This window comes from Azorhizobium oxalatiphilum (assembly GCF_014635325.1).
GTDB lineage: Bacteria > Pseudomonadota > Alphaproteobacteria > Rhizobiales > Xanthobacteraceae > Azorhizobium > Azorhizobium oxalatiphilum.
Genome location: NZ_BMCT01000002.1, coordinates 327,975 through 348,497 on the forward strand (window position 1 = coordinate 327,975; position 20,523 = coordinate 348,497).

The following is a 20,523-nucleotide window of genomic DNA, read 5'->3' on the forward strand; positions in this document are numbered from 1 at the left end:
CCTCTCCTTATGGTTTGTCGGAAATTCACTTCGCGTCGGCCGCGACCTGCATCTTCACGATGCGGTCGGGATTGGGAACCGCGCCATTGGCCTCCTTCGGCCCCTTCTTCAGCTTGTCCACGAACTCCATGCCGGAGACCACCTGCCCCACCACCGTGTACTGGCCGTTGAGGAAGGATGAGGGGGCGAAGCAGATGAAGAATTGCGAATTGGCGCTGTCGGGCGAGGACGAGCGCGCCATGCCGATCGTGCCGCGCACGAAAGGAGTCTGGGTGAACTCGGCCTTCAGGTTCGGATACTTCGAACCGCCGGTGCCGTTGCCATACTGGCCGTCGCCGGTCTGGGCCATGAAGCCGTCGATGACGCGGTGGAACGGCACGTTGTTGTAGAAGCCCTCCTGCGAGAGCTGCTTCAGGCGCGCCACATGATTGGGCGCGAGGTCCGGCCGGAGCTGGATCACCACACGGCCATAGGTCGTGTCGAGATAGAGCGTGTTCTGCAGATCGGGCTTGGCGGTCTGCGCCAGAGCGGGGCCGGCAAAGGCGGTGGCAAGCGCGAGGCCGGCGAATTCACGGCGGCCGATGAGACGGGACATGCAGGTCTCCTTGGATCGCCCCGGGTCTACCCGGTGGCGGTTGGTCTGCGGGACTGGCGGCACCGCGCCGTCCGAACGATCAGGACGCGGCGGAAAACTTGGCCTTCAGGCGGGCGAGCACCAATGGGGGGACGAAGGCTGCAACATCACCACCCATCTTGGCGATTTGCCGGACCAGCGTGGCGGTGATGGGGCGCACAAGCGGCGAAGCCGGGAGAAAGACGGTCTGGATGTCGGGGGCCAGCGTGCCGTTCATGCCCGCCATCTGCATCTCATAGTCGAGATCCGTGCCATCGCGCAGGCCCCGGATCAGCAGCGTGGCATTGCTGCGGCGGGCGGCGTTGACCACCAGATCATCGAAGGTCACGGCTTCCAGTGTGGCGCCCTCTTCCTTCGCGACCGGCCCGCACACCTCATGCAGCATCGCTAGCCGCTCCTCGGTGCCGAACAGCGGCGTCTTGCCCGGATGCACGCCCACCGCGAGCACCAGATGGTCCACAAGGCGGGAGGCGGAGCGCACCACGTCCAGATGCCCGTTGGTGGGCGGATCGAACGAACCGGCATAGATCGCGACGCGGCGTGGGGGATGGGTGCTCGGCATGGCGCTCCTTATGGTGGCGCTCCTCGTGATGGCGATCACGGTTAGCCTTTGGCGATGCGCGGCGCAACGGGGGCGCGGATGGAGAGGCTCAGCGCCGGCCGGCGGCCAGCAGCACCAGCGCACCACCGGCGAGGATGCCGGCGGAGACGCGATCGGCCATCTTGGTGAAATGACCGGACAGCGCGGCGCGCGCCTTGTCCGCTACCACCGCCCAGATGATGTCGCCAATGAGCGCGATCACCGCGAAGACCGCCGCCAGCAGCGCGATCTGGCCGGCGGGATGGGCGGTGTCGGTGACGAACTGCGGCAGGAAGGCCGCGTGGAACAGCAGCGTCTTGGGGTTGGCGAAGGCGACCGCGAAGCCGCGCCCGAAGGCCGCATGGTTGCTGGTGTGTGGCGCGGTGGTGCTCTTGCCGGCCCCGCGCCACTGCATCACGGCCAGCCAGATCAGATAGGCCGCGCCCAGATAGCGCACCAGATCGAAATGGCGGGCGAACAGGTCCACCACCCAGGACAGACCCGCCGCCACCACGGCAAGCTGGAGCACGAGACCCACATTGACGCCCATGGCGCTGAGCAGGCCGGCCTTGCGGCCGTGCTTCAGGCTGGTGCCGACAATGAGCGCCACGTTTGGACCCGGCGTCGCGCCGAGAGCCAGGCAGGCCAGAACGAACACCGCAAGGCTCTCGGCGGAGATCATCGGATCTATTCCTCAGGCGAGGCGTCGGGCGCGTCGGGCAGGTCGAGATTGGCGTCATCACCTTCGGAGACGGCGGCCTCATCCTCGCTGATATGCTCGACGGAGACCACGTGCTCGTCGGCGGCCGTATCGAACACGATCACGCCCTGGCTGGAGCGGCCGACGATGCGGATGCCGTTCACCGGGCAGCGGATGAGTTGCCCGCCGTCCGTCACCAGCATGATCTGGTCGGCATCGCGCACCGGGAAGGAGGCCACCAGCTTGCCGTTGCGCTCGTTCACCGCCATGGCGACGATGCCCTTACCGCCACGTCCGGTCACGCGATACTCGTAGGACGAGGTGCGCTTGCCGTAGCCGTTCTCGGACAGGGTGAGGATGAACTGTTCGAGGGCCTGCATCTTCATGCGGCTGACCTCGTCGAGGCCGCCCTCGCCCACGCCCTCCTCGGCGTCCACCTCGACCACGGGCTCGTCCTCGCCGCCGGCATTGCGGCGGGCGGCATTGGCGAGCTTGAGATAGGCCACGCGCTCGTCGGCGCTGGCGTCCGCATGGTTGATGATCGCCATGGAGATGACGGTGTCGTCCTTCTCCAGCCGGATGCCGCGCACGCCCAGCGAGTCACGGCCCTTGAACACGCGCACGTCCGGCACCGGGAAGCGGATGCAGGCGCCGTTGGCGGTGGTCATCAGGACATCGTCCTGCTCGGTGCAGAGCTGGACCGAGGCGATGGACTCGCCCTCTTCCAGCTTCATGGCGATCTTGCCGTTGCGGTTGATCTGGCTGAAATCGGAGAGCTGGTTGCGCCTGACATTGCCGCCCGTGGTGGCGAACATGATCTGCCAGCGGCCATGCTCCTCCGTATCCTCCGGCAGCGGGACGATGGAGGTGATCCGCTCGTCCGCATCCAGCGGCAGGATGTTGATGAGCGCCTTGCCGCGCGCCTGCGGGGCGGCGGCCGGAAGACGCCACACCTTCAGCTTGTAGACCTGCCCCTTGGAGGAGAAGAACAGCACCGGCGCGTGCGTGGAGGCCACGAACAGGCGGGTGACGAAATCCTCGTCGCGGGTCTGCATGCCCGAGCGGCCCTTGCCGCCGCGCCGCTGCGCCCGATAGGTGGAAAGCGGCACGCGCTTCACATAGCCGGCGTGGGACACGGTGATCACCATGTCCTCGCGGGCGATCAGGTCTTCATCGTCGAGATCGCCGAAGCCGTCGGTGATCTCGGTCTTACGCGGGGTGCCGAACTCCGCCTTGATGGCGAGCAGCTCCTCACGAATGATGGCGCGCATGCGCGGCCGGCTGGCGAGGATTTCGAGATATTCGGCGATCTCGATGGCCAGCTTGTCCAGCTCGTCGGAGATTTCGTCCCGGCCGAGCGCGGTGAGGCGCTGCAGGCGCAGGTCGAGAATGGCGCGAGCCTGCTCGAAGGAGAGCCGATAAGTGCCGTCCTCGGCCACGAAGTGGCGGGGATCGGCGATCAGCACGATCAGAGGCTCGACATCCTTAGCCGGCCAATGCTTTTCCATCAGCCGCTCGCGCGCCGTCGCCGGATCGGGCGCGGTGCGGATAAGCTGAATGATTTCATCGATGTTGGCGACAGCGATGGCCAAGCCCACGAGCACATGGGCGCGGTCGCGCGCCTTGCGCAGCAGGAATTTGGTTCGCCGGCTCACCACTTCTTCGCGGAAGGCGATGAACGCGGTGAGGATGTCATGCAGGTTCAGCACCGCCGGGCGGCCACCGTTCAGCGCCACCATGTTGGCGCCGAAGGAGGTCTGCAGCGGGGTCATGCGGTAGAGATTGTTCAGTACCACGTCCGCCTGGGCGTCGCGCTTCACCTCGATGACCACGCGCATGCCTTCGCGGTCGGACTCGTCGCGAATCTCGGCGATGCCTTCCAGGCGCTTGTCGCGCACCAGCTCGGCGATCTTCTCGATCATCGTCGCCTTGTTCACCTGATACGGGATCTCGGTGATGATGATGGCTTCGCGTTCCTTGCGCACCGTCTCGATGGACGAGCGCGCGCGCATCATGATCGAGCCGCGGCCGGTGAGCTGCGCCTGCCGGATGCCGGCGCGGCCCATGATCAGGCCGCCGGTGGGGAAGTCCGGGCCGGGGATGTATTCGTTCAACGCCTCAGCGGCGAGCAGCGGGTCATCCAGCAGCGCCACCGTGCCGTCGATGACCTCACCCAGATTGTGCGGCGGGATGTTGGTGGCCATGCCCACCGCGATGCCGCCGGCGCCGTTCACCAGCAGGTTCGGGAAGCGCGCCGGAAGAACCGTCGGCTCGCTCTCGCTGTTGTCGTAGTTGTCCTGGAAGTCGACCGTGTCCTGGGCAAGTTCGTCCAGCAGCGCCGTCGTCACCTTCTCGAGGCGCACCTCGGTGTAACGCATGGCCGCCGGGGGATCGCCGTCCACCGAGCCGAAATTACCCTGGCCGTCGATCAGCGGCACCCGCATGGAGAAGGTCTGCACCATGCGAACGAGGGCGTCATAGACCGACTGGTCGCCGTGCGGATGATACTTACCGATCACGTCGCCGACCACGCGGGCCGACTTGCGGTACTGCTTGTTCCACTCGTAGCCGTTCTCGTTCATGGAGAACAGGATGCGGCGATGGACCGGCTTCAGCCCGTCGCGCACATCAGGCAGCGCACGGGCGACGATCACGCTCATCGCATAGTCGAGGTACGAGCGGGACAGCTCGTCGGTGATGGATACGGGCCGGATGTCGGACGGCGTAGCGCCACCCTGCTTCGGCATCTCGTTATCAGCCAAACGTTCACTCTTTCATGGTCGGCAAGAGATGAGTGTTTTAGCCGATTCACGCCCGCAACGCCAGCGCCCGCCCCTTCGGGTGACGGCCGAAACGATAGCGAAAACAATGGGTTGAAAAGAGCTGTTCATAGTCTGGCCGGGGCGGGGCGCGCGAGGGCGCAAAAACCGCCCTCCGGCACCCCGCCGAACCAGATCAAAATACCGCCCAAAACATGTAACGGCTGCCCCGTGCCCCGCTGAAATCGGCAGGACACGGGGCCCTCTCGGGCGCTCTCGGAAGCGTCTCCCGGCCCTTACTGGGCGAGGAAGCGGGTGATGGCGTCTGCGGCCTCGGACACGTTGGCGACGCCGTTCAGATGCCCGCGCCCGCCGCCGATATTCACCTGCTCCACCTTGGCCCCGCCGGAGCGGATCTTGTCCGCCGTGCGCTGGATGGTGGGGGGCGGAAAGACCAGATCTTCGCTGGAGGATATCATCAGCACCGGCGCCTTGATGCGCGCGAGCCCCACATCGCCGCCGGGGGCGAAGGTCTGGTTGGCCTTCACGAGGTACAAGAGGTGGTTGGCATCCGCCGTCTCGGCCCGCGCCGCCCCCGCGCTATCGAGCGCCGCCTCGATGGCATAGCGGTTGGCGAAGGACTTTTCGGGATCCTCACCGGGCTTGGCCCATTTGCGGTTGTAAGTATCGTCCGCCCACGTCCAGTAATTGGAGAAGAGCGAGATGACCTTCAGCGACTGCGCGAGCCCGGCCTTGGGCGGGGTCTTGCCGTAATAGTCGCCGTTGTTCCAGTTGGGATCGAGGCGGATGGGCGAGGCCCAGATGTCCAGCCAGCCCACCAGCCAGCCGTCCGTATCGCCGGCCCCGATCACCGGGATCACCCGCCCCACCATCTCCGGATAGCCGGTGGCCCATTCATAGGCTTGCAGCGCGCCCATGGAGGCGCCCATCACCGCATGCAGCTTGTGGATGCCCTGGCTCTCCAGCAGCGCCTTCTGCACGTTCACGAAGTCGCGGATGCCGACCACGGGAAAATCCATGCCGTAGGGCTTGCCCGTGTCCGGGCGCGGAGTGGCGGGGCCGGTGGTGACGACGTTGGGGTCATGGGCGTTGAGGTTCACCAGCGTGTCGGACGAGATGATGTAGTATTTGTCCGTATCCAGCGGCTTGCCGGGGCCGATGATGGCATCCCAATAGCCGGGCGCCTTGTCCTCCGGCTTGTACTTGCCCGCCGCATGGCTGGTTCCGGAGAAGAAATGCGTGATGAGGATCACGTTGCTCTTGTCGGCATTGAGCGTGCCATAGGCTTCCCAACCGACCTTCACCTCGCGCAGCACGCCGCCGCTCACCGTCGTGTAGGTGGGCATGGTGAAGGTCTTTTTCTCCACGATGGCGTCGAGCGCGTAAGCGGGCCGGCTGGTTGCAAGCACGGCGGGCATCGCCACCGTGGCGAGTGCGGCGAGCCACAGCGCCGCCGCGAGACGAGGTCCGCGGAACGAAGCAGGACAAGGGTTTGGCAGGGTCATGGCGTCTCCTTTGGCAGCCCTGTTCCGGGCGTTGGCTTTAAGGGTGACATGACCCGTAAACGACGCAAAGCGGCAACGGTTCAGCTGGAAGCTGAACGGACCCGCGCGTGGCTTTGTGACAAGGGCGCTGGACCGCGCCCCCATGCCGTGCTAATCGCGCCGCCTCCGGTAGAGGAAACCATGATCCAGACGTGCCAGCGACGACGAGAGAGCGAACCGCGCTTCAGCGCGCGGGTTTTGTCGCGCCCGTCCGCCTGACCGTCTTTCGGCTGGGCGGGCCTGTGTCTGCCTCGTCCCAAGCATTGAGATCATGACCGAACTTCCCATCACCGTCGCCCACGAGACCCCTGCCCACGCCTCCGTCATTGATCGGCTGCACCAGCGGACCTTCGGTCCCGGCCGCTTCGCGCGCACCGCCTTCCGGCTGCGGGAGAACGTGCCGCCGGACTACACCCTCTCGTTCACCGCCCATGTGGGAACGATGATGGTGGGTTCGGTGCGGCAGACGCCCATCTTCATCGGCACCTCGCCCGCCATCCTGCTCGGCCCGCTCACGGTGGAACCGCCGTTCCGCGCGGTGGGCATCGGCGCGCGGCTGATGAATATCTGCATGGACGAGGCCCGCACCCTCGGGCACCAGCTCGTCCTCCTGGTGGGCGACGAGCCCTATTACCGGCGCTTCGGCTTCAAGGTGGTGCCGCACGGCCGCATCGCCATGCCCGGCCCGGTGGATCCCGGCCGGCTGCTCATCGCCGAGCTGAACGAGGGCGCATTCGAAGGCATCTCGGGCCCTGCCCGCTCTTCCCTCGCTTGAACGATATCGCTGACCTGAAACGAAAAATGCCCCGGCAAGCCGGGGCATTCTCTTTTCTACGCGTGGATTTCGCGAGGCCTCACTCGGCCGCCGCGACCTCCACCCGGCCGCGCGCCTGACGGGCCTGCTTGAGCAGTTCGGCCACCAGGAAGGCCATTTCGATCGACTGCTCCGCATTGAGACGCGGGTCGCAGTAGGTGTGGTAGCGGTCCCGCAGGTTCTCATCCGAGATCGCCCGGGCGCCGCCGGTGCATTCGGTGACGTTCTTGCCCGTCATCTCCAGATGCACGCCGCCGGCATAGGTGCCTTCCGCCGCATGGACATCGAAGAAGGTGCGGATCTCGGACAGGATGCGGTCGAACGGCCGCGTCTTGTAGCCGGAGCCGGCCTTGATGGTGTTGCCGTGCATGGGATCGCACGACCACACCACCGTGCGGCCTTCCTTCTCCACTGCCCGCACCAGCGCCGGCAGGTGCTCGGCCGCCTTGTCCGCGCCGAAGCGGCAGATCAGGGTGATGCGGCCGGCTTCATTGTCGGGCTGGAGCACGTCCAGCAGGCGGATGAGGCCGTCCGGCGTCAACGAGGGGCCGCACTTGATGCCGATGGGATTCCGCACGCCGCGGAAATACTCCACGTGTGCATGGTCCGCCTGACGGGTGCGGTCGCCGATCCACAGCATGTGGCCGGAGGTCGCATACCAGTCGCCGGAGGTGGAATCCACGCGGGTCAGCGCCTGCTCGTAGCCGAGCAGCAGGGCCTCGTGGCTGGTGAAGAAATCCGTAGAACGCATCTCCGGATTGGACTGCGGATCGATCCCGCAGGCGCGCATGAAGTCGAGCGCCTCGGTGATGCGGTTCGCAAGTTCCTGATAGCGATGCGACTGCGGTGAGTCCTTCACGAAGCCGAGCATCCACTGATGCGCGTTCTCGAGATTGGCATAGCCACCCGACGCGAAGGCGCGCAGCAGGTTCAGCGTCGCCGCCGACTGCCGGTAGGCCTCCAGCTGGCGCTGCGGATCGGGAATGCGCGACTGCGGCGTGAAGGCGATGTCATTGACGATGTCGCCGCGGTAGCTGGGCAGTTCCACGCCGTCCACGGTCTCCATCGGAGCCGAGCGCGGCTTGGCGAACTGACCGGCGATGCGGCCGACCTTCACCACCGGCGAACCGCCGGAGAAGGTCATCACCACCGCCATCTGCAGGAACACCCGGAAGAAATCGCGGATGTTGTCGGCGGAATGCTCGTCGAAGCTCTCGGCGCAGTCGCCGCCCTGCAGCACGAAGGCTTCGCCCTTGGCCACCTTTGCAAGGTGGCCCTTCAGGCGGCGAGCCTCACCTGCAAAAACCAGCGGCGGGTAGGAGGCAAGCTTGCCCTCCACGTCCTTGAGCGCGGCCGCGTCCGGATATTCGGGCACCTGGACGACCGGATAAAATCGCCAGGAATCCGGACGCCAGCCTTCGGCGCGGCGCGAGGCGGTCTCGGCGGCGCTCGGGATGCGGTCGGAAACAGGGCGGGTGGTCATCGTGGTCTCCATCCATATGTACGCGCGGCGCTTGTGCGCCGTCGGTCCGGCTCCAATTGGTCAGGATGCGGAAGGGGGCTTATACACCAGCCCCCCCGTGCACGGAACCGGAACATGGCGCCTCCGGAGCAGCTTAGACAGGGTCGGGACTATCCCTCCGGCAGAGCTTCAGCCATGCGCTCCACGCGCATCACGTTTCCGAGCAATCCAAAGAACGCCGCGCGTCGTTCGTCCTGATGGCCTAAGAAGGCCCCGGACTCTCTTCCCCGCCGCCCCCGCCGGCCCGCCAGGATCAGACATGAGCAAGCAAGACAGGGGCGCCGCGCCGTCGGCCGCCTCCGCACCCTCCTTTTATGAATTCGTTGCCCTCGTCGCCCTCATGATGGGGACGACGGCTTTCTCCATCGACAACCTTCTCCCCGCCTTCGAGCCGATCCGCCAGGATCTCGGCGTCACGCGTCCCGGCGACCTGCAGCTCATCGTCACCGCCTTCATGCTCGGCTTCGCGCTGATGCAGCTGGTGTTCGGCACCATCTCCGACGTGATCGGCCGCAAGCCGGCGCTGATGATGGGCCTGATCATCTATTGCGTCGGCACCGTGCTAGCGCTGGTGACGGACAATTACACCGTGCTGCTGATCGCCCGCGTCATTCAGGGCATGGGGGCTGCGGCGTCGCGGGTGCTGTCGGTGGCCATCGTGCGCGACCGCTTCAAGGGCCGCGACATGGCCCGCGTCATGTCGCTTTGCATGATGGTGTTCCTGGTGGTGCCCGTGGTGGCCCCCGCCATCGGCAGCGGCATCCTGATGATCGGCACCTGGCACCACATCTTCGTGGCCATGCTCGCCCTCACCGTCGTGCTGGCGGTGTGGTTTGGCGCGCGCATGCCGGAGACGCTGCATCCCGAGTACCGGCAGCGCTTCTCGCTGGGCAACATCGCCCGTGGCATGCGGCTGACCGTCACCACGCGGCGGGCCATCGGCTATTCCACGAGCATGGGCCTGATGATGGGCGCGCTCATGGCCTTCGTGGGCTCGTCGGAGCAGATTTTCGACAGCGAGGTCTATCACCTCGGCGTCTGGTTCCCGATCGCTTTCTCCGTGGTCGCGGCGGTGATGTCGGTGGCGTCCTTCATCAATTCGAAGCTGGTCGGCCGGTTCGGCATGCGCCATCTCTCGCATGCGGCCATCATCGGCTTCTTCCTTACCGGCGTGGTGCAGACGGGATTCGGCCTCGCCTATGACGGTCGCCCGCCGCTGCTGGTGTTCTGCGCGCTGGTGGCGCTCAATCAGGCGCTGTTCGCGCTCACCGTGCCGAACTTCAATTCCATGGCCATGGAGCCGCTCGGCGCCATCGCCGGCACGGCCTCGTCCTTCATCGGCTTCTACACCACCCTGCTCGGGGCGGTGTTCGGCATGATCGTCGGCCAGGCGGTTTCCGGCTCGGTGCTGCCGCTCTCCGTGGGCTACATGGTGCTCGGCGGCCTCGCCATTCTCTCCACCCTGTGGGCCGAGAAGTGGCGTCTGTTCGGCGGCCAGATCACGCCGCACTGACCAATGCAAACGGGCAGCGGATTTTTTCCGCTGCCCTTTGACGCTTCAGAGGCCGGCTTCCTTGGCGCAGCCGGCCAGCGTGGTGGCGAGCCGGGCGCTGCCGGCATTCGCCTCCGTCCCCTGCCGCAGCGTGCAGGCGTCCATGGTGTTGAAGGTGGACCCGCTGATCTTGCGCCCGGTGAAGGCCTCGATCGTCGCCTGCCGGTCTGCCGGCGTCAGCGCCTGATATTGCCGGAGCACACCGGCCCGGTCCTGCTTCGGCTGGATGGGCGCGGCGGAGGCCTGCGCCAGCGGAATGAGCGACAGCACGGCGAGCGTCACGACGGACTTGAAGGTGCGCACGGGTTCCCCTCGTTAAGCGAATGGACCCATGTTTATGGCGGGACGGATTTCGCACCGTCCAGAGCCAAATCGCCTGTTCACGAAGCCTTGCTGCGCAGCGTGACCAGTTCCTCCGCAGCGGTGGGATGGACGGCGACCGTGCGGTCGAAATCCGCCTTGGTGGCGCCCATGCCGATGGCGATGGCGGCCATCTGGATGATCTCGCCCGCCGACTCACCCACCACATGGCAGCCGAGCACCTTGTCGCTCACCGCATCCACCACGAGCTTCACCAGCATCTTCGTCTCGCGGCCGGACAACGTCGCCCGCATGGGCCGGAACTGGGCCTTGTAGATATCCACCTGATGGCCCGCGTCCCGCGCCGCCTGCTCGGACAGCCCCACCGTTCCCACCTCCGGTTCGGTGAAGACAGCGGTGGCGACCGTGCTGTGGTCCACCGTCCAGGGCTTGTTGCCGAACACCGTGTCGGCGAAGGCGTGGCCTTCGCGGATGGCCACGGGGGTGAGGTTAATGCGGTTGGTCACGTCGCCCACCGCATAGATGGACGGCACGTTGGTCTGCCCCTGCGCATCGACGATCACCGCACCCGATTTGTCCAGCGCCACGCCCACCGTATCGAGGCCGAGCTTCTGGGTGTTGGGCAGGCGGCCGATGGCGAGCATCACCTCTTCCACCACCAGTTCGCTGCCGTCGGACAGGGAGACGCGCTTGCCGCCCTCGGCCTTGGCAATGCCGGTGAGCGTGCGGCCGGTCAGGATGTCGATGCCCGCATGGCGCATCTCGGCGGCCACCAGCGTGCGCACATCCTCGTCGAAGCCGCGCAGGATCTGGTCGGCGCGCAGCACGAGGCTGACCTCGCAGCCGAGCGCCCGGAACAGGCAGGCGAACTCCACCGCGATATAGCCGCCGCCCTGCACGATGATGCGGCGCGGCAGCTGCGGCAGATGGAAAGCCTCGTTGGAGGTGATGGCCAGCTCGCAGCCGGGAATCGCCGGGCCGAGCGCGGGATGCGCACCCACCGCGATCAGGATGTACCTGGCCTCGATCACCTCGCCACTGCCGACGAGGCGCACGGTGTTCGGCCCTTCGATGACGGCCCGCTCATCCACGATCTCGACGCCGGGAGCGGCGAGGTTGCGGCGATAGATGCCCTCCAGCCTGCCGATCTCCGCATCCTTGCGGGCGATCAGGGTCGGCCAGTCGAAGCGGGCGTTCTCCACCGTCCAGCCATAGCCGGCCATGTCCTCCAGATCGTGGGCATAGCGGCCGGCATAGACGAACAGCTTCTTCGGCACGCAGCCGCGGATCACGCAGGTGCCGCCCAGCCGGTATTCCTCCGCCAGCATGACCTTGGCGCCATGCCCCGCCGCGATGCGCGCGGCGCGCACGCCGCCGGAGCCACCGCCGATGACGAACAGATCAACGCTTCGCGACATGCCTCAATCCTCCGGCGGTGGCGCGGCATCGCGCGCCCTGCCCGCCCGTATCCGGTCTTCGGGGTCGCGCGCTGCGCGCAGGACCGCTGGGGGGCGCAGTTCAAGTCCCTCGGGGGGGCGACGTCAAGCTGAAGGCACCCATGCGTCGCCGATCCACCGGCACGCCCTCTTGCTCGCGCCTCTTGCCCGCGCCCCATGATCGGTGCTTCAAACCGATGGTGGCCGGGGCGACCCGTCCGCCGACTTTTTCCAGTTGCGGCAGGTGCATGCCCGATCCCATTCCCCCCCGCTGGCTGCGCGCCCGGCGCACATCCGGTGGACAGGCCGAATTCCAGCTGCCTCCCGGCGTTCGCCTCAAGGTGCGGCGGCGCGGCTATGCCTTCGTGCTGGTGTTGGCCGGTGGCCCCGTCGAGGCGTACGGCGCCTTCCGCGACAAGACCGGCCGCAACCTCGGCCCTGCCCAGCTCAGCGCACCCGCATCCGGTGTCTTCATCCCTGAGGGCGCAGCGAGTCTGGTGCTGGAGCAGGCCGATCCGAGCCTGCGCGTGGGCTATTTTCCGCGCAGCAAAGTCGGCCTCAAGCTGCATGCCTTCGCCAATGGCGTGTTCGCCGCCCGCTCCATCCTGAAGCGCTGGCGTATGGCGGGGGCAGCAGCCCGCGACCTGCGCGGCACGCACGGCGCTCTCATTCAGGCGGGCCCCGCCCATCAGGCGGAACAGACCCAATTCTACCGGCGCTATCGCGAGCGTTTCGTCGGCGGCTTCCCCGAAGTGCCGGCGGCCGAGGCCGCCCCGCGCCTGACCTTCATCTCGACCTTCAGCACCATAGCCGACTTCAAGCTGGCTCAGGATGCATTGCAGCAACAGACCGATTCCCGATGGAACTGGCTGGTGAGCGTACCTGCTGCATCGCAGCAAGGGGTGCAGCAAAGCGTTGCGGATGGCGTCCGTGTGCGCCTGCTCACTGCGGGAGACGATCCGGCCGAGGATTTCAACGCGGCCCTTGCCGCTGTTGGAAATGCTGCGGAGCTGGTTGCCCCGCTCGATATGCGCGGACGGGTGACGCGGGATGCGGTCGCCATCATCCGCGCCGGCTTTGCGGCCCATGCGGACTGCCGCCTGCTCTATACGGACGAAGAGCGGCTCGATGCCGAGGGGCTGCCAGCGGAAGGGCTGTTCAAGCCCGCCTATAACCGGCATTTGCTGCGCAGCATCGACTATGTCGGCCAGCTGTGGGCGGTGCACAACGAGCGGCTGACGGAGATCGGCGGCGCCCGCATCGGCTTCGGCGGCGCATGGCGTTACGATCTGCTGCTGCGCGCGGCCGATCCCCTGCCCGCTGCTGTTATCCGCCACGTGCCGCGCGTCGCCTATGCCCGCACGCCGGACATGGGCGACGGCAGCTTCCCGCCGGACGCCGTTGAAGCCGCCTCCCGTGCCCTCGCCGGCGTCACCGGCACCGAAGTGATGGCCTCTGGCGGACGTCTGCGCCCGGTCTATGCCGTGCCGGAGCAAAAGCCGCTGGTTTCCTTCGTCATCCCGACGCGGGACCGCGCCGATCTGCTGGGCCTGACGCTGCGCTCCATGATCGCGCTGACGCGCTATCGGGACTTCGAGATCATCGTGGTGGACAACGGCTCGGTACAGCCCGAGACCTTTGCGCTGTTCGACGAGATCAAGGCCCTCTGGCCGGCCACGAAAATCGTGCGCGATGACGGCGACTTCAATTATCCGCGCATCTGCAACAATGGCGTGGATGCCGCGTCCGGCTCACTCATCTGCCTGCTCAACAACGACATGGAAGTGGTCGAGCCCGGCTGGCTGGACGAGATGGTGGCGCTCGCCAGCTTGCCCGGCGTGGGCGTGGTGGGTGCAAAGCTGCTGTTCCCGGACCGTACCATCCAGCATGCGGGCGTGATCGCCGGCCTATTCGCCTATGCCGGCCACTGGTTCGCCCATTCCGCCGCCGACGCTCCCGGCATTGGCAGCCGCCTGCGCAGCCGGCAGAACCTCTCCGCCGTCACCGGCGCCTGCCTGATGATCTCCCGCACCTGCTGGGACGCAATCGGCCCGCTGGATGCGGAGCGTTTCGCCGAGGACTGCAACGACATCGACCTGTGCCTGCGTGCGGTGGCGGCCGGCCATGAGCTGGTGTGGACGCCGTTCGCCTGCATCATCCACCACGAGTCGGCTTCGCGCGGAAAGCGCCGGGCCAAGGCGCATCGCGAGCGGCTGAAGGCGCAGCGGGCGCGGTTCGAGGCCCGCTGGCACGCCTCGACGCTGGTGGACCCGCACTACAATCCGAACCTGCGCCGCAAGAGCCTCTATGCGACCCTCGCCGCTGCCCCCGAGGGCAGCCTGGAGCCGCGCCTGAGCCGCGTGCCCCGGCCTCAGAACTGAAAAGGCCCCGGTGCGGAACACCGGGGCCTTTCAATCTTCAGGAAGCCGCAGGGCCGATCAGAGATCGTAGCCCTGCTTCTTCATCTCCTCGCGGATGCGGTTCATGGCATCCGAATTCAGCTTGGCGCCCCACTGCTGGATGCTGGTCACAGCCTGCTGGACGATCTGCGCGCGGTCGCTCACCAGCTTCTTGCCCACCGGGGTGGAATAGAAGGCCAGAGCCTCCTTCAGCTCGGCTTCCGTGAAGCGCTGGGCATAGGCGGTCGCGAGGATGTCCACGATCTCGCTCTTGCGCTTCTCGAATTCCGGGCGCAGCGCCAGCGCCGTGTCGCGCAGCTTCTTGGCCAGATCCGGATTGGTCTGGAGGAAGCCGAGGGCAGCGCCGTCGATGAGGTTGGGGATGACGCCGTCGAAGGCCCGGACCTCGCCGTTCGCCTCGACCAGCTCGCGGGCGACCTGCAGCTGGGACGAGGTCGGCTGGGACGAGGTCGGCTGGGGCGCCGCCGCCTGGGCCAGCGCGCCGCTGGTCATGAGACCGAGAGCGAAAAGGCCCATGCCCAGACGCCGGACGGATGGAAGCAGAGACATGCGTTTCTCCAGTGGGCAGATTCAGGCTGCGGTCTGATCTTCAAGCACGCGGATGCCGTCCGCGCCGGCCAGGACGGCACGGCGGGCAAGGCCAAGGAACAGGCCATGCTCGACGACGCCCGCCACCTCCTCCACCGCCCGGGCAAGGCGGCGCGGATCGGCGATCTGGCCGAGATGGGCATCGACGATGACATTGCCCTGATCGGTCACGAAGGGCTTGCCATCCTTGGTGTGGCGCAGGCGCAGCTCACCGGCGCAGCCGGCGGCGGCGATGGCGCTCTCCAGCCGGCGGGTGGTGGCGACGACGCCGAAGGTGACGATCTCGATGGGCAGCGGGAACACGCCCAGCGTGCCCACCAGCTTGGTCTCGTCAGCGATGACAATCATCTCGCGGGCGGCGCTGGCGACGATCTTCTCGCGCAGCAGCGCGCCGCCGCCGCCCTTGATCAGCGCGAGGCCGGGGCCAATCTCGTCGGCGCCGTCGATGCACAGATCGAGTTCAGGCTGCTCGTCCAGCGTCGCCAGCGGCACGCCCAGCGACAGAGCCTGCGCCTTGGTCTGCTCGGAGGTCGGCACGCCCACCACCTTGAGGCCGCCGGCCACGCGCTCGGCCAGCAGCGCGACGAAATGCTTGGCGGTCGAGCCCGTGCCGAGGCCGAGCCGCATCCCGTCCGTCACATATTCGAGCGCACGCGCGGCGGCGCGGCGTTTCAGATCCTCAGCATCGGCCATTTTAGACACGCTCTCGTAAAGCTGCTGGGCGTTGCCTAGCCGTGATCGCCGCGAACCACAAGCGGGGACGAGGCCAACACTTTTGGCGTTCCCCCGCGACGTAGCGCGCGAAAAGCGGCAGATTGGAGAGATATTTCCATGGCCGACAATCGTTCCGGCCCACGCAAAGGGACTGCCCCACCATGTCCGAGACCCGCCCCGTCATCGCCTTTGATCTTGACGGCACGCTTGTCGATACGGCTCCCGATCTCCTGTCCACGCTGGATTTGGTCCTCTCCACCCACAACATCCCCCCGGTGGATCGCGACGAGGCGCGCCCCATGATCGGCGGCGGCGCGCGCATGCTGATCATGCGCGCCCTCACCCATGCGGGCGTGGCGGTGGAGACGACCGAACTCGATCGCATGAACCGGCAGTTCCTCGATCATTATGCCGCGCACATCGCCGACGAGTCGCGTCCCTTTCCCGGCCTCATCGAGGCGCTGGACCGGCTGGAGGCGCAGGGAGCGATTCTCGCTGTTTGCACCAACAAGCTGGAATATCTCGCCCGCCTGCTGCTGGACGGGCTCGGCCTGACGCAGCGTTTCGCCGCCATCACGGGGGCGGACACCTACGGTATCGCCAAGCCCGATCCGAAGCCCCTGCTCTCGACGATTGCCGCCTGCGGGGGCGATCCGCGCCGGGCGATCATGGTCGGCGACAGCGCCACCGATGTGAACACCGCGCGAGCCTGCCGCATCCCGGCGGTGGCCGTGACGTTCGGCTATACGGAAATCCCGGCCGCGCAACTGGGCGCGGATCGAGTGATTGCACACTTTTCCGAGCTGGGTCTGGCTGTGGATGACTTGCTGCGATCCACAGCCGCGTGACGCCGGAACGGGATGAAGAGGCAGAGGGTGCTTGACACCCCGAGCCCCCCGCCATACACAGCCGACCTCGCTGCTGAACAACGGTTCGGCGGCAGGACGGATGGGCGATTAGCTCAGCGGGAGAGCACACCCTTCACACGGGTGGGGTCGCAGGTTCAATCCCTGCATCGCCCACCATCCGTTCCTCTCAAAACGTTCTGAAAAGCTTTGTCTTGCGCGCCGTCATACGGCGTCCACGCTCGCTTCGGCTCATGCTTTGCGCGCCCTGCCCTCGCGCGGCCGTGAACGGCCAAGCCCAAGAAACCGTTCCGAAGCGTGAACCAAACAATCACACAAGCGTTGCACGTCTGCCGCATATGCGGCGAAATCAGGTTCTTCTCCCGATAACCTCTCATGAGTTGCAGGGACTGATCGACGATGACGCTCAAAAGCCTCACGCTTGCGGCCGTTGCGGCCGCCCTTCTGGGCACGGTTTCCGCCCATGCGGCCCCCGGCCAGCCCGTCAACCGCAGCAATGATCCGTTCGGTTTCGCCGCTTTGTTCGGCGGCATGTCCGGCGGCGGTGCCGTGGTGGGCGTATCGCCCTTCGGGCGCCAGACGGTGTCCATCGACACCAAGTACAAGCCCGGCAACATCGTCATCAGCACCAGCGAGCGCCGGCTCTATTATGTGCAGAGCCCAGGACGAGCCATCGAATATGGCGTCGGCGTCGGCCGCGACGGCTTCCAGTGGTCGGGCGTGAAGACGGTCAGCGCCAAGAAGGAATGGCCCTCCTGGACGCCGCCGTCGCAGATGCTGAAGCGTCGCCCGGACCTGCCGCGCTACATGCCCGGCGGCATCGAGAATCCGCTCGGCGCCCGCGCCATGTATCTGGGCTCCAGCCTCTACCGCATCCACGGCTCCAACGAGCCGGAGACCATCGGACAGGCGGTGTCGTCCGGCTGCATCCGCATGACCAACGATGATGTGGTGGATCTCTATAACCGCGTGAAGGTGGGCGCGACCGTCTACGTCATGCGCTGAGCACGCCGCACCGACAAAAAAGGCGGGGCGCCGTTTCCGGGGCCCCGCCTTCTTTTTGGGTAAACCTTGAGACGTCAGCTCACTTGATGGTCTCGGACGCCTTCTTCACGAAGGTGCCATCAAAGGTCTTCGGCAGGTCGATGGTGGCGCTCTTCAGCTCCGGATCGAACTCCACCAGCATGTTAAGCGCATTCTTCATGCCGATCTCGGGGATCACGCCGGTGATCGAATAGGTAGGCTTGGATGCCTTCACCGCGGCCAGATAGAGCGTCTTGTCGCCGAGCAGATATTCCTCCGGCACCACCTTGGCCACGTCCTCCGGGCTCGCCTTCTCCAGCCACTTCAGCGACTTGTAGAAGGCATTCGTCAGCTTCTGGGTGGTCACCGGATTGGCGGCCACGAAGTCGCGCTTGAGGTAGAGCACCGCAGCCGGATTGGCGCCGCCGAAGATCTTCTGGTTGCCTTCCTCCGTGCGGGTATCGGCCAGCACGACCGCGTCGCCGTCGCTCTCCACCTTGGTGATGACGGGATCGAGATTGGCCATGGCGTCGATCTCGCCGCGCTTCATCTGCGCCACCGCGGATGCACCGCCGCCGACACCGATATAGGACACGTCGTCGGGCTTCAGGCCCTGCTTGGCCAGCAGGAAGTTGACGAAGAAGTTGGTAGAGGAGCCCGGCGCGGTCACGCCCACCTTGGCGCCCTTCAGGTCGGCCACGCTCTTGTACTTGGCGGCCTTGTCCTTCTGCACCACCAGCACGATGCCCGGATAGCGGCCGAGCTCGATCACCGAGACGATGTCCTGTCCCTTGGCCTGCATGCGGATGGTGTGCTCATAGGCGCCGGTCACGGCATCGATGGAGCCGCCGATCAGCGCCTGCAGGGATTTGGCGCCGCCACCGAAGTCATTGATGGTGACGTCGAGGCCTTCCTCTTTGAAATAGCCGTTCCGCTCCGCAATGGTCAGCGGGAGATAGTAGAGCAACGGCTTGCCGCCGACGCCCAGCGTCAGGGTCGGCTTCTCGGCCTTCTGGGCGAGCGCAGGCGCACCCTGCGCGGCGAGCCCGAGGGCGAGCGCCACCGCCGGCACGGCGACGCGCAGGAACTTTGAAAACACTGTCCGGTGGGAACGCATGGGTTTCCTCCTCACGTTTTTGCATTTTTACGCCCGGCCCACGATGGCCGGGCGGACAACTCAATGGCCGGCGGGAACGGTGGGCCGCCATACGGTGAGACGGTTCTCGATCACGGTCACAACGGCGTCGATCAGGATCACGAACACCGCCAGCACCAGCATGCCGGAGAATACGCCGGTCACGTCGAACACGCCTTCGGCCTGATGGATGCGATAGCCGAGGCCCGCCGCCGAGCCGAGATACTCGCCCACCACCGCGCCCACGAGGGCAAAGCCCACGGAGGTGTGCAGGGAGGAGAACATCCAGGTCAGCGCCGAGGGCCAGTAGACGTGGCGCAGCAGCTGGCGCTCCGACATGCCGAGCATGCGGGCGTTGTTGAGCACGGTGGGGCTCACTTCCTTCACGCCCTGATAGACGTTGAAGAAGACGATGAAGAACACGAGGCTCACGCCCAGCGCCACCTTCGACCAGATACCGAGGCCCAGCCACAGCGCGAAGATGGGCGCCAGCACCACGCGCGGCAGAGCATTCGCCATCTTCACATAGGGGTCGAAGACGGCAGCCACGATCCGCCGCCGGGCGAACCAGAAGCCGATCACCACGCCGCCGGCGGCGCCGATGGCGAAGGCGAGCGCGGTCTCAAGCAAGGTGATGCCGAGGTGATACCAGATGACCCCGGTGGCGAAATCCTTCCAGGTGCGCTCGAACACCGCCACGGGTGTGGAGAAGAAGAACGGGTCCAGCAGGAAGAAGGACTTTTGGGAGATCAGGCCGGCCGGCACCTTCCAGGTGGAGCCGATGTGCCAGATGCCGATGATGGCGACGGCCACCAGCAGTTGAAGGGCGAACAGCACCGGGCGTGAGGACAACAGACGCATCACGCGGCACCTTCCGTTTGACGATAGCCCTTCACCACTTCCTCGCGCAGCGCGCCCCAGATCTCCCGATGCAGCGCATGGAATTCCGGGGTGAGGCGCACCTCCGCGATGTCGCGCGGGCGCTCAAGATTGACCCGCCATTCGCCGATGATGCGGGAGGCCGGACCGGCGCTCATGATCACCACCCGGTCGGCGAGCGCGATGGCCTCGTCGAGATCGTGGGTGACGAACATCACCGCCTTGCGGTCGAGGCTCCAGAGATCGAGCAGGAGATTGCCCATGATCTGCCGGGTCTGCGCATCCAGCGGCCCGAACGGCTCGTCCATGAGCAGGATCTTGGGATCGCGGATCAGCACCTGCGCGAGGCCCACGCGCTTGCGCTGGCCGCCGGAGAGCATATGCGGATAGCGTTCGCCGAAGGCGCCGAGCCCCACCCGCTTCAGCCAGTCCTGAGACCGCGCCTTCGCCTCGGCGGCGGAGACCCCGGCGATCTCGAGGCCGATGGACACGTTGTCCAGCACCGTCTTCCAGGGGAACAGGGCTTCGGCCTGAAACAGATATCCCGCCTGCCGGTTCAGCCCGGCGAGCGGTGCGCCGAAGATGCGGACATTGCCGGCGGCAGGCACCAGCAGACCTGCGGCCGCGTTCAGCAGCGTGGACTTGCCGCAACCGGTCGGCCCCACGATGGCGAGGAACTCGCCATCCGCGACCCTGAGGTTGGCGCCCTCCACGGCCACGAACGGCGCATCCTTCGGACGGCTGCCGGGAAACGCGATGCGGACACCTTCGAGTTCCGCCGCCGCCGGCGCACCCGTTACGGGTGTTGCATCGGCGAGGCCACCAACCCCTGACATGCTTCCTCCACTGCCGCGCCGGCAATCCCGGCCCTCGGTTTCCTCCTACTATGCTTCTGTGCGTCACAGAACCACACGGCGTAATTAAATTGCTTGGCGTGTGGCATTGCAGGTGAAAAACTGCGTGCAGTGCAGCATTTCTTTCGCAGAAATGCGCTTTGCCGACGGGATCGGCGAGC

At 66.3% G+C, this 20,523-nt stretch carries 18 protein-coding genes and 1 tRNA gene; 6 read left to right on the forward strand and 13 right to left on the reverse strand.

All coding sequences use genetic code 11. The features are described 5' to 3' along the window. Window positions 1–25: 25 nt before the first annotated feature. From IEW24_RS10040 to IEW24_RS10060, 5 genes are all read right to left on the reverse strand, one after another. Entirely contained in the window at window positions 26–595 is a 570-nt protein-coding gene (locus IEW24_RS10040) for a peptidylprolyl isomerase (protein ID WP_188578034.1), read from the reverse strand. A 79-nt stretch (window positions 596–674) separates the two neighbouring features. Then, window positions 675–1,196: a pantetheine-phosphate adenylyltransferase gene (gene coaD / locus IEW24_RS10045; protein WP_188578036.1), complete on the reverse strand. Its 522-nt coding sequence runs from the start codon at window positions 1,194–1,196 to the stop codon at window positions 675–677. Window positions 1,197–1,284: 88 nt separating this feature from the next. After that, window positions 1,285–1,896, reverse strand: coding sequence for a LysE family translocator (locus tag IEW24_RS10050; protein ID WP_188578038.1), 612 nt, complete (start codon window positions 1,894–1,896; stop codon window positions 1,285–1,287). Between the two features lie 5 nt (window positions 1,897–1,901). Beyond that, complete coding sequence (gene gyrA / locus IEW24_RS10055) at window positions 1,902–4,661, reverse strand: DNA gyrase subunit A (protein ID WP_188578040.1); 2,760 nt, start codon at window positions 4,659–4,661, stop codon at window positions 1,902–1,904. Between the two features lie 308 nt (window positions 4,662–4,969). Further along, a complete protein-coding gene (locus IEW24_RS10060) occupies window positions 4,970–6,199 on the reverse strand; it encodes an E22 family MetX-like putative esterase (protein ID WP_244644286.1) in 1,230 nt (409 codons plus the stop codon). 310 nt (window positions 6,200–6,509) lie between these two features. On the opposite strand from IEW24_RS10060, the gene IEW24_RS10065 reads away from it, so the two are divergent. After that, window positions 6,510–7,013 carry a GNAT family N-acetyltransferase gene (locus IEW24_RS10065; protein ID WP_188578042.1) on the forward strand — a complete coding sequence of 168 codons (504 nt, stop codon included), beginning with the start codon at window positions 6,510–6,512 and terminating at the stop codon, window positions 7,011–7,013. Window positions 7,014–7,092: 79 nt separating this feature from the next. Here IEW24_RS10065 and IEW24_RS10070 read toward each other — a convergent pair whose 3' ends face one another. Next, window positions 7,093–8,535, reverse strand: a complete 1,443-nt coding sequence (locus IEW24_RS10070) for a class II 3-deoxy-7-phosphoheptulonate synthase (protein WP_188578044.1) — start codon at window positions 8,533–8,535, stop codon at window positions 7,093–7,095. A 298-nt stretch (window positions 8,536–8,833) separates the two neighbouring features. Between IEW24_RS10070 and IEW24_RS10075 the strand changes: the two genes are divergently transcribed. After that, on the forward strand, window positions 8,834–10,087 hold the full coding sequence (locus IEW24_RS10075; RefSeq protein ID WP_188578046.1) for a multidrug effflux MFS transporter: 1,254 nt from the start codon (window positions 8,834–8,836) through the stop codon (window positions 10,085–10,087). Between the two features lie 45 nt (window positions 10,088–10,132). On the opposite strand, the gene IEW24_RS10080 is transcribed toward IEW24_RS10075, so the two are convergent. Both IEW24_RS10080 and gor read right to left on the reverse strand, forming a co-directional pair. Beyond that, entirely contained in the window at window positions 10,133–10,429 is a 297-nt protein-coding gene (locus IEW24_RS10080; RefSeq protein WP_188578048.1) for a hypothetical protein, read from the reverse strand. A 77-nt stretch (window positions 10,430–10,506) separates the two neighbouring features. Continuing rightward, window positions 10,507–11,865: a glutathione-disulfide reductase gene (gor, locus tag IEW24_RS10085; protein ID WP_188578051.1), complete on the reverse strand. Its 1,359-nt coding sequence runs from the start codon at window positions 11,863–11,865 to the stop codon at window positions 10,507–10,509. A 266-nt stretch (window positions 11,866–12,131) separates the two neighbouring features. On the opposite strand from gor, the gene IEW24_RS10090 reads away from it, so the two are divergent. Further along, complete coding sequence (locus tag IEW24_RS10090) at window positions 12,132–14,264, forward strand: glycosyltransferase family 2 protein (protein ID WP_188578053.1); 2,133 nt, start codon at window positions 12,132–12,134, stop codon at window positions 14,262–14,264. A 57-nt stretch (window positions 14,265–14,321) separates the two neighbouring features. Here the strand turns inward: IEW24_RS10090 and IEW24_RS10095 are convergent, their stop codons facing one another. Continuing rightward, complete coding sequence (locus IEW24_RS10095; RefSeq protein ID WP_188578054.1) at window positions 14,322–14,852, reverse strand: DUF2059 domain-containing protein; 531 nt, start codon at window positions 14,850–14,852, stop codon at window positions 14,322–14,324. A 21-nt stretch (window positions 14,853–14,873) separates the two neighbouring features. Beyond that, window positions 14,874–15,584 carry a ribose-5-phosphate isomerase RpiA gene (gene rpiA, locus IEW24_RS10100; protein ID WP_188578057.1) on the reverse strand — a complete coding sequence of 237 codons (711 nt, stop codon included), beginning with the start codon at window positions 15,582–15,584 and terminating at the stop codon, window positions 14,874–14,876. 182 nt (window positions 15,585–15,766) lie between these two features. On the opposite strand from rpiA, the gene gph reads away from it, so the two are divergent. From gph to IEW24_RS10115, 3 genes are all read left to right on the forward strand, one after another. Continuing rightward, window positions 15,767–16,453, forward strand: a complete 687-nt coding sequence (gene gph, locus IEW24_RS10105; protein WP_188578059.1) for a phosphoglycolate phosphatase — start codon at window positions 15,767–15,769, stop codon at window positions 16,451–16,453. Between the two features lie 102 nt (window positions 16,454–16,555). Then, window positions 16,556–16,630: transfer RNA gene (locus tag IEW24_RS10110), tRNA-Val, on the forward strand. A gap of 240 nt (window positions 16,631–16,870) precedes the next feature. Beyond that, the gene (locus IEW24_RS10115; RefSeq protein WP_244644287.1) at window positions 16,871–17,476 is read left to right on the forward strand and encodes a L,D-transpeptidase; all 606 of its coding nucleotides are present in this window, start codon (window positions 16,871–16,873) and stop codon (window positions 17,474–17,476) included. Between the two features lie 79 nt (window positions 17,477–17,555). Here IEW24_RS10115 and IEW24_RS10120 read toward each other — a convergent pair whose 3' ends face one another. Genes IEW24_RS10120 through IEW24_RS10130 form a run of 3 tightly spaced genes read right to left on the reverse strand, consistent with a single transcriptional unit; the run spans window position 17,556 to window position 20,344 of the window. Next, complete coding sequence (locus IEW24_RS10120; RefSeq protein WP_188578061.1) at window positions 17,556–18,611, reverse strand: ABC transporter substrate-binding protein; 1,056 nt, start codon at window positions 18,609–18,611, stop codon at window positions 17,556–17,558. A 60-nt stretch (window positions 18,612–18,671) separates the two neighbouring features. After that, the gene (locus tag IEW24_RS10125; RefSeq protein ID WP_188578815.1) at window positions 18,672–19,490 is read right to left on the reverse strand and encodes an ABC transporter permease; all 819 of its coding nucleotides are present in this window, start codon (window positions 19,488–19,490) and stop codon (window positions 18,672–18,674) included. After that, window positions 19,490–20,344 carry an ABC transporter ATP-binding protein gene (locus IEW24_RS10130; RefSeq protein ID WP_188578063.1) on the reverse strand — a complete coding sequence of 285 codons (855 nt, stop codon included), beginning with the start codon at window positions 20,342–20,344 and terminating at the stop codon, window positions 19,490–19,492. Before IEW24_RS10130 ends, IEW24_RS10125 begins: the two co-directional genes overlap by 1 nt. Window positions 20,345–20,523 lie beyond the last annotated feature (179 nt).

Coding starts and splice junctions, on each gene's coding strand:
- rpiA (WP_188578057.1), bottom strand. CDS start 15,584: ATGGCCGATGCTGAGGATCTGAAACGCCGCGCCGCCGCGCGTGCGCTC.
- IEW24_RS10095 (WP_188578054.1), bottom strand. CDS start 14,852: ATGTCTCTGCTTCCATCCGTCCGGCGTCTGGGCATGGGCCTTTTCGCT.
- IEW24_RS10040 (WP_188578034.1), bottom strand. CDS start 595: ATGTCCCGTCTCATCGGCCGCCGTGAATTCGCCGGCCTCGCGCTTGCC.
- IEW24_RS10125 (WP_188578815.1), bottom strand. CDS start 19,490: ATGCGTCTGTTGTCCTCACGCCCGGTGCTGTTCGCCCTTCAACTGCTG.
- IEW24_RS10115 (WP_244644287.1), top strand. CDS start 16,871: ATGACGCTCAAAAGCCTCACGCTTGCGGCCGTTGCGGCCGCCCTTCTG.
- IEW24_RS10065 (WP_188578042.1), top strand. CDS start 6,510: ATGACCGAACTTCCCATCACCGTCGCCCACGAGACCCCTGCCCACGCC.
- IEW24_RS10075 (WP_188578046.1), top strand. CDS start 8,834: ATGAGCAAGCAAGACAGGGGCGCCGCGCCGTCGGCCGCCTCCGCACCC.
- gph (WP_188578059.1), top strand. CDS start 15,767: ATGTCCGAGACCCGCCCCGTCATCGCCTTTGATCTTGACGGCACGCTT.
- coaD (WP_188578036.1), bottom strand. CDS start 1,196: ATGCCGAGCACCCATCCCCCACGCCGCGTCGCGATCTATGCCGGTTCG.
- IEW24_RS10070 (WP_188578044.1), bottom strand. CDS start 8,535: ATGACCACCCGCCCTGTTTCCGACCGCATCCCGAGCGCCGCCGAGACC.
- IEW24_RS10130 (WP_188578063.1), bottom strand. CDS start 20,344: ATGTCAGGGGTTGGTGGCCTCGCCGATGCAACACCCGTAACGGGTGCG.
- gyrA (WP_188578040.1), bottom strand. CDS start 4,661: ATGCCGAAGCAGGGTGGCGCTACGCCGTCCGACATCCGGCCCGTATCC.
- IEW24_RS10090 (WP_188578053.1), top strand. CDS start 12,132: ATGCCCGATCCCATTCCCCCCCGCTGGCTGCGCGCCCGGCGCACATCC.
- IEW24_RS10050 (WP_188578038.1), bottom strand. CDS start 1,896: ATGATCTCCGCCGAGAGCCTTGCGGTGTTCGTTCTGGCCTGCCTGGCT.
- IEW24_RS10060 (WP_244644286.1), bottom strand. CDS start 6,199: ATGACCCTGCCAAACCCTTGTCCTGCTTCGTTCCGCGGACCTCGTCTC.
- gor (WP_188578051.1), bottom strand. CDS start 11,865: ATGTCGCGAAGCGTTGATCTGTTCGTCATCGGCGGTGGCTCCGGCGGC.
- IEW24_RS10120 (WP_188578061.1), bottom strand. CDS start 18,611: ATGCGTTCCCACCGGACAGTGTTTTCAAAGTTCCTGCGCGTCGCCGTG.